Source organism: Bacillus cereus group sp. BfR-BA-01382, from assembly GCF_022663475.1.
Lineage (GTDB): Bacteria > Bacillota > Bacilli > Bacillales > Bacillaceae_G > Bacillus_A > Bacillus_A thuringiensis_S.
The window spans coordinates 1-446 of sequence record NZ_JAKUFQ010000290.1 but is presented as its reverse complement, the minus strand read 5'-3'; the positions used below and the strand labels follow the sequence as shown (position 1 = coordinate 446).

Sequence of the window (446 nt, the reverse complement as noted above, 5' to 3'; positions counted from 1 at the left end):
CAAGGTGGAAACAATAACCAAGATAATAACACAACAATTGATCCAAAAGCTCTTAAAGATGGTGAATACAGCATTGGCTTTAAAGTGTTAAAAGATCAAACAGATGAAATCTCAATGATGAACACATACACAAAAAGCCCAGGTGTATTAAAAGTAAAAGATGGTAAGAAATACGTATCGTTTACATTAACAAATAGTACATGGATTACGAAATTTGAATTTGAGAAGAATGGTTCTTTCGTTAATGCAAAAGTGTTAAGTGAAAATAAAGAACAAAATACAAGAGTAGTAGAAGTAGAAGTAAACGATTTGTCTAAAAAATTAAATGCAAAAGTAAAAGTAGATATTGATTCAATGAATTATCACCATTTCTACGATGTTCAATTTGTATTTGATCAAGACAGTATTAAAGCTTTAGGGAACCAAGGTGGAAACGACAACCAAGG

The 446-nt window shown here is 30.5% G+C and carries 1 protein-coding gene; it reads left to right on the top strand.

Translation table 11 applies throughout. The features are described 5' to 3' along the window. Positions 1–446 (top strand): NEAT domain-containing protein (locus tag MR160_RS33990; protein ID WP_242299238.1); only part of this gene is annotated, 446 nt, incomplete at both ends.